General features: G+C 65.6%; 7 protein-coding genes. 5 read left to right on the top strand and 2 right to left on the bottom strand.

The genetic code is table 11. The features are described 5' to 3' along the window. Window positions 1-663: prolipoprotein diacylglyceryl transferase (locus tag QN357_RS16840; RefSeq protein ID WP_323505242.1), on the top strand; the 663-nt coding region annotated here is incomplete at its 5' end. Beyond that, window positions 660-905, top strand: coding sequence for a hypothetical protein (locus QN357_RS16845; RefSeq protein ID WP_322136279.1), 246 nt, complete (start codon window positions 660-662; stop codon window positions 903-905). The genes QN357_RS16840 and QN357_RS16845, both read left to right, overlap by 4 nt. A gap of 52 nt (window positions 906-957) precedes the next feature. Here the strand turns inward: QN357_RS16845 and QN357_RS16850 are convergent, their stop codons facing one another. Together QN357_RS16850 and QN357_RS16855 are read right to left on the bottom strand one after the other, a co-directional pair. Further along, window positions 958-1515, bottom strand: a complete 558-nt coding sequence (locus QN357_RS16850; RefSeq protein ID WP_134558764.1) for a hypothetical protein — start codon at window positions 1513-1515, stop codon at window positions 958-960. 7 nt (window positions 1516-1522) lie between these two features. Continuing rightward, window positions 1523-3949, bottom strand: a complete 2427-nt coding sequence (locus QN357_RS16855) for a heavy metal translocating P-type ATPase (protein ID WP_322136280.1) — start codon at window positions 3947-3949, stop codon at window positions 1523-1525. Window positions 3950-4844: 895 nt separating this feature from the next. Here QN357_RS16855 and QN357_RS16860 point away from each other — a divergent pair. From QN357_RS16860 to QN357_RS16870, 3 genes are all read left to right on the top strand, one after another. Beyond that, on the top strand, window positions 4845-5438 hold the full coding sequence (locus QN357_RS16860; protein WP_322136281.1) for a DUF305 domain-containing protein: 594 nt from the start codon (window positions 4845-4847) through the stop codon (window positions 5436-5438). A 140-nt stretch (window positions 5439-5578) separates the two neighbouring features. Then, window positions 5579-5944, top strand: a complete 366-nt coding sequence (locus tag QN357_RS16865) for a BlaI/MecI/CopY family transcriptional regulator (RefSeq protein WP_243013566.1) — start codon at window positions 5579-5581, stop codon at window positions 5942-5944. After that, window positions 5941-6740: M56 family metallopeptidase (locus QN357_RS16870; RefSeq protein ID WP_323505243.1), on the top strand; the 800-nt coding region annotated here is incomplete at its 3' end. The genes QN357_RS16865 and QN357_RS16870, both read left to right, overlap by 4 nt.

A 6740-nucleotide genomic window follows, 5' to 3' on the forward strand; every position in this document is an offset into this window, starting at 1 on the left:
GTCCTGGGCGGTACTGTCGGGCGTCATGGGTTCCCCGTGCCGTCCGGTGACGCGGGGCCGGCCGGGGCGTACATTGCGTGTCGCCGCTCCGGGCTGCGTTTCCTCTCGTTCGCCGATGCGCTCGCACCGGGGATGCTGCTGGCGCAAGCCATGGGGCGCCTGGGCAACTACTACAACCATGAACTCTTCGGGGCTCCCACCACGCTTCCGTGGGGATTGCAGATCGAATCGACCAACCCGGCGTTTCCGGCCGGACTGCCGGCCGGAACCCTGTTCCAGCCGCTTTTCCTCTACGAGATCCTCTGGAATCTTTTCGGCGTCGCCGTTCTCCTGCTCGTCGAACGACAGTTCAACCTCCGCTGGGGGAAAGCGATCGGCCTGTACCTGCTCTGGTACGGGATCGGTCGCACCTGGCTGGAGGCACTTCGCCTCGACCCGACCGAGTTCCAACTCGTGGGCCTGAAGATCAACATGATCACGGCGATGGTCATCGCCCTCATCGGGATCGTACTTATCGTCGTGCAGTCGCGACGCCATCCAGGTCCCGAGAACAGCCCGTACCTTCCGGGGCGAGCCTGGACGCCGCCGACGCCCGGCACGAGCGACCCGGCACCCAGCGCCCCGGCCGGCCCCGCGTCACCGGACGGCACGGGGAACCCATGACGCCCGACAGTACCGCCCAGGACAGGTCAGACAGCCTCAAGCGTCGACGACGCCTCTTTCTGAGATCAGGGCAGCTGGTGATGGTTGCGGGGGTCCTGATTGCTGTGACTCACTGGCTCGGGCACCTGGACCCGGCGACAGTGACGCATCCCCCGGTCTGGATTGAGCTCCTGGTCAGCTATCCGGTAGCGGCCGTTGTTGTGATCATCGGCGCCAACCTGTCATCGCACAAACCCAAGTGAATGGATGCCGGCCCGGGCCCAGCTCGGCCGTTCCAGGTCAGTCCCGGATTTATTAGTGGACCCATGCGAAGGATTCCTCGAACGTTTCCCGACCCTCGTCGTCATCGAACACGTTGGCGACGAGGTGGGTGAGGAACAGTGCGAATCCGATTGCGATTTCGCTGAATTGGGTTCCGTCGAACGGCCCGTACCAGGACACCGTGCACGGTCCTTCCGGGTCAAGGTCCAGGCGGTTCATCGAGGCTCCCTCGGGCGAGGCCAGGATGAGGATGCGCACGGAGATCCACGGGGGCATGCCGCCCATGATGTCTCCGAGGGCGATGCCGTCTGCCGCGTGGCCCGACAGTGCCAGCGACAGGAGCACTGCGAGGTCCGCGGTGACGTCGTCACCGGCCTCGTAGCGGAGGTAGCTCTCCCGATCGTTGGATACGAGTTGGATGGCGTCGGGCGCCCACGCCAGCTGGCGATAGGCGAGGATATCGAGGATGGCACGGACCAGGTCGGTGAGGACCTTGCCCGCGGTCACCGCGTCCGTGACGCCGTCATACTGAGGCTTTCCGGCATCCCAAATCGTGCGAACCGCGTCACGGGTAGTAGGGATGCGGGTCACAGACAACTCACTCCTTGGCGCTTTCAGCGGGCTGTGGCAGGCGAAGGCGCTTCAGCATCAGCGCGTTGACAGCGACAATCACGCTGGAACCGGACATCGAGATCGCCGCGATCTCCGGGGTCAACCGGATGCCGAACCCGGGGAAGAAGACACCGGCGGCGATTGGCAGGGCGATGGCGTTGTACCCGATCGCCCAGCCGAGGTTCTGACGCATCTTCCGCACGGTTCCCTTTCCGATGCGCAACGCGACAGGGATATCCAACGGATCGGAGCGCATCAGGACCACGTCCGCCGTGTCGATGGCGACGTCGGTGCCTGCCCCGATTGCGATCCCCAGGTCGGCCTGCGCCAATGCCGGGGCGTCGTTGACGCCGTCGCCGACCATGGCGACGCGTTTGCCGGCGGCCTGGAGTTCCGTGATCTTCGCGGACTTGTCTTCGGGCAGTACCTCTGCCATCACGGTATCGATCCCGAGCTGGGAGGCGATGCGTGCGGCGGTGGCTTCGTTGTCTCCGGTGAGCATGACGACCTGGATGCCGGCGTCATGCAGGGCCGCCACGGCGGCAGCAGCGGTCGGGCGCACGGCATCCGCCAGTGCAACGACGCCGGCAGCCTTGCCGTCCACGGCGAGCAGGACCGCGGTGCGTCCCGTTGACGCGAGCGCATCGCGTTGGACCTTGACTGGTTCGATATCGACGCCTTGCGCGGTCATCAATTTGCGGTTTCCGACCAGCACCCGACGCCCACTCACCGTCGCCCCAGCCCCGTGCCCGGGTACGTTCTCGAAGTCGACGGCGTCGCCCACGGTCACGCCCCGACCAGCGGCGAAGCTGGCCACCGCAGCGGCAAGCGGATGCTCCGACTCGCGCTCCACGGCGGCAACGAGTGCCAAAAGCTCGTCCTCGTCGATGCCGATTGCGACGAAGTCGGTCACTTCCGGCTTGCCCTGGGTGAGGGTGCCGGTTTTGTCCATCACGACGGTGTCGATCCGTGCGGCTGTTTCCAGCGCGGTCGCGGTCTTGAACAAGACGCCGCGTTTGGCGCCGAGGCCGGTCCCGACCATGATCGCCGTCGGGGTCGCCAGGCCGAGCGCGTCCGGGCAGGTGATGACGACTACGGTGATCGCGAACAGCATCGCCGCCGGCACGGTTGCGCCTGCCAGCAGCCACACTGCCAGGGTCACGATTCCGCCGATCAAGGCCACCAGTACGAGCCAGAACGCCGCCCGGTCGGCCAGGCGCTGGCCGGGAGCCTTGGAATTCTGCGCCTCCTGCACGAGCGCGACGATCTGGGCCAGTGCGGTGTCCGCGCCCACCTTCGTCGCCCGGACCCGGAGGGTGCCCGTGGTGTTCACGGTCGCGCCGATCACCGTTGAGCCGGCCGTCTTGGCCACGGGAAGACTCTCCCCGGTGACCATGGACTCATCGATATCCGAATCACCGGACTCGACCGCGCCGTCGGTGGGGACCTTGGATCCCGGACGCACAAGCATCAGGTCACCCGGAACAACCTCAGCCGTCGGAATTTCAACGGGTTCCCCGTCGCGGATCACGAAGGCCTGCGAGGGGGCCAGCTCGAGCAGGGTGCGGACGGCGTCATTCGCGCCGCCCCGCGCGCGCATCTCGACCCAGTGCCCCAGCAACACAAAACTGGCCAGCACGGTGGCGGCCTCGTAGAAGACGTCGCCGCCGCCGGTGAGGGTGACCACGACGCTGTAGAGCCAGCCCGCTCCCACGCCGACGGCCACAAGCACCATCATGTCGAGCGTTCTCGCCCGCAATGCCCGGTAGGCGCCGTCGAAGAAGATCCATGCGGAGTAGAAGATCACCGGCAGTGAAAGGATCAGGGCCGCAACGTCGTCACGGAGCCCGAAGGGTGCCGGAAAAGTGAACCCAATGACCTCGCGACCGATCGGCGATAAAAGCGTGATCGGAACGGACAGGACTGCGGCCACCAGGAACCGGTTGCGCATATCCCTGATCATGCTAGCCATCGTCATAGAGCCATGGCCGCCGCCGTGCCCCATGGCGTCCTGCATCGTCCTCGTCGGAGGCGCCGCATGCGCGGTGTGGGCAACCGAGGGTTGCTCAGTGCTCTCCGATGTCGCGCTGGAATGTGCAGGCGCCGTGACCTCGGGAACTGCATGGGCCGCGGCAGGGTCTGGGGTGGCACTGTTGGCGGCAAGCGGGTCGCAAATGTGATCCGGTACGGACTTCCCATCGCAGTGGTACCCGCACTCGCGCACCCATTGGGCGAGGTCATCGACCGATGTCTGCCTCGGGTCGAAAGTGATTGTCGCCGTCTGCGCGACGACGTTCGTGTCAACGCCCAGCACGCCGGGGCGTCGCGACAGGACCGTATCCGCGACGGCTTTGGATGACGCCCACCCCACGCCCCGTACTTGCATGATCGTGGTTTCGGTCGACTGGCTCATTCGAACGATCCTCTCTGAAACATAGATAGTGCCCGGCGCCGGTTCGCTGTGTCCCCGATTGCCGATACCCACCATCTTATACCCCCTAAGGGTATCCGCGTTCATGCGACCACCTCGATGAAGCAACGGGGCGCTTTTCTCCGCGTTGCGAAGCTGGGCGTTTCTTCGGGGAATTTGGTCGGCTCTCTCAGGCCACGGGGAGCATCCGTTGGCTACAGTGTGAGGATTGCCACGTCCGAACCGCGACGGGAAGAAAGCGACGGGAAGAAAGGGGACAGCGTGGTGGACGCCCAGGCACGTGTGCGCGCATTATCGGCCGCGCGGCTGCGCCGTGCGCTCCTCGGAATCCTCTCCCTTGCAGCCGTTGTCTTCGGCTTGGTGGCGATGCATGCGGAAATGGCGGTCGAATCCGAAGCCTCACCAAATGCCCACGCCATGCTTGCTGCGCATTCAGACCCTTCAGCCGCAAGCACCGAGGACTCAAAACTCGATTCGGAATTGGCCTCTTTCCACGGGACGTCGAACCTGCCGTCGACGTGTCTCGGCATGTGCACCGCCGATTGCCTCATGACAGGGTCCGCCTGTACTGCCGGCCCTATCGCGCACTCCCCCAATTCTGCAGCCCAACACGCAATTCCCATCGTTGTTGACCGCCCTGCTGAGCGCGCAGTTCCCGCTCTGGCGCGGCGCCTGCCTCTACAGCGACCACCCTCGCTGACAGTCCTGTCGATCAGTCGCGTCTGATCAACGGCCAGCAGCGCGTTTGCACCCGGCACGGGCGCACACTCTCCGTTCCCGACTTTTCCGTGACTCGCTCTGCCCGCGAGCACCTTCCTAACCTCCGGATCTCCCCTCGTGGACCAGATTCCCCCCCTGTCTGACAGATTGGACTCCCATGATTTCCCTTCGCCTTCCCCTCCTGGCCGCCACCGCGCTAGCCGCGGCAATCGCCCTGTCCGCGTGCTCGGCTGGCGCCACCACGGCCGGCGGCGCCAGTACATCCGCATCCTCCGCCCCCGCCGCATCGACGGCGGTGTTCAACGATGCCGACGTCTCGTTCGCCATGCCGATGGTCGACCACCACCAGCAGGCGATCACCATGGCCCAGACCATGCTCGACAAGACCGGGGTCGATCCTCGTGTCACCGCTCTCGCCGAGCAGATCAAGGCAGCCCAAGGGCCGGAGATCACGATGATGAACTCCTGGGTCACGGCCTGGGGTGCGACCGCCACCAACATGCCTGGAATGGACATGAGCTCCGGTTCCATGACCGATGGCGACATGGCCGCACTGGACGCCGCGACCGGCCCGGCCGCCGACAAGCTGTTCCTTGAGCAGATGATCCAGCACCACCAGGGCGCGATTGACATGGCCAACGTCGAGCTCAAGGACGGGCAGAACCCGGAAGCACAGGCGCTGGCCACGAAGATCATTGCCGACCAGACGGCGCAGATCAAGCAGATGCAGGACATCCTCGCCACCCTGTAACCGCCCCGCCAACAGGCCGCGGAGCGTCATCGGCGCTCCGCGGCCCCGGGCGCCTAATTCCCTTAGGTGACTAGGATTAGATTGACCTTCATTTTCTGGTCCGTTCGCGAGTTACACCAACACTTTGAAGGGGCTCGACCATGGCGAAGTTCGGTGATCTGGAAAACGCGATCATGAACGAGGTCTGGCAGGCCGAGAACCCGCTCCTGGTACGGGAAATCCTCGACCGACTCAATCGCGGGCTCGCCTACAACACCGTGCAAACGGTCACCGAGATCCTTAACCGCAAGGGCTGGCTCAGCAAGGAACGGGACGGCCGCGCATTCCGCTATGGTCCCGCCGCCACCCGGGACGACTACGTGTCAGGACTCATCCGCGAGGCGCTGTCCTTCGCCGACGACCGGGCGGCAGCACTCGTAGGCTTCGTCGACGAAATGCCCAACGACGAAGCAGCAGAACTCCGCCGGCTGCTGGCCGCTGCGCATGAGAATGAGCCGCAGCCGTGATTGTCGCGATCACCCTGACCCTCTACGCGATCACGCTCTCCGTCGCCGCACCCCCACTCCTGCTGCGAGCGAACTGGGTTGATCGCGCCCCCCGGCTGGCTATCGCAACCTGGCAGGCCCTGACGGTCGCGGTCGTGGGTTCTCTCGCCCTCGCCGGCCTGTCCTTTGCGATTCCGATCGCCGGCCTCGGCGGGAAGGGCCCAATCGAGGTCCTGCAATCCTGCGCAATGGCGCTGCAGCAGCAGTATTCGACACCGACCGGAGCCGCCGTCGGTATCGGCGGGGCGCTGCTGGCTGGCACTGTTGTCACCCGCAGTTTCTGGGGCCTGGCCTCTACGGGCGCCCGGATGTCCCGAGAGCGCAATGCACATCGTCGCGTTCTCGACATGGTCGGGCGCCCGGATGCCGATCGCGACATCGTCATCCTCGAATCGGCGGAAGCGGCCGTCTACTGCATGCCGGGAATCCACCGGCGCACCGTCGTCACCACGGCCGCACTGCATGCCTTGACGGACGAAGAACTCGTCGCGGTTTTGGCGCACGAGCGCGCACACCTCGCTGAGCGGCATGACCTCGCCCTGGCCTTCTCCGTGGCACTGTCCCAAGCGTTTCTGAGGCTCCCGCCTTTCCAGCTGGCCGCGCGCGAGACGGCCCGCCTGGTCGAACTTCGTGCCGATGATGTCGCGGCTGAACGAACGCACCGGCTCACGGTTGCGGCAGCGCTCCTGGCCGTCGTTGCCGTGCCCCCGCACGCGGTGCCGGCCGTCGCACTCGGAGCGGCAGGACCTGGGGCTGC

It is taken from the genome of Cryobacterium sp. RTC2.1, assembly GCF_035018685.1.
GTDB lineage: Bacteria > Actinomycetota > Actinomycetes > Actinomycetales > Microbacteriaceae > Cryobacterium > Cryobacterium glucosi.

Bases quoted from the DNA above. Each gene is read 5' to 3' on its own strand.
- QN357_RS16845 (WP_322136279.1), top strand. From the start codon at position 660: ATGACGCCCGACAGTACCGCCCAGGACAGGTCAGACAGCCTCAAGCGT.
- QN357_RS16865 (WP_243013566.1), top strand. From the start codon at position 5,579: ATGGCGAAGTTCGGTGATCTGGAAAACGCGATCATGAACGAGGTCTGG.
- QN357_RS16855 (WP_322136280.1), bottom strand. From the start codon at position 3,949: ATGAGCCAGTCGACCGAAACCACGATCATGCAAGTACGGGGCGTGGGG.
- QN357_RS16860 (WP_322136281.1), top strand. From the start codon at position 4,845: ATGATTTCCCTTCGCCTTCCCCTCCTGGCCGCCACCGCGCTAGCCGCG.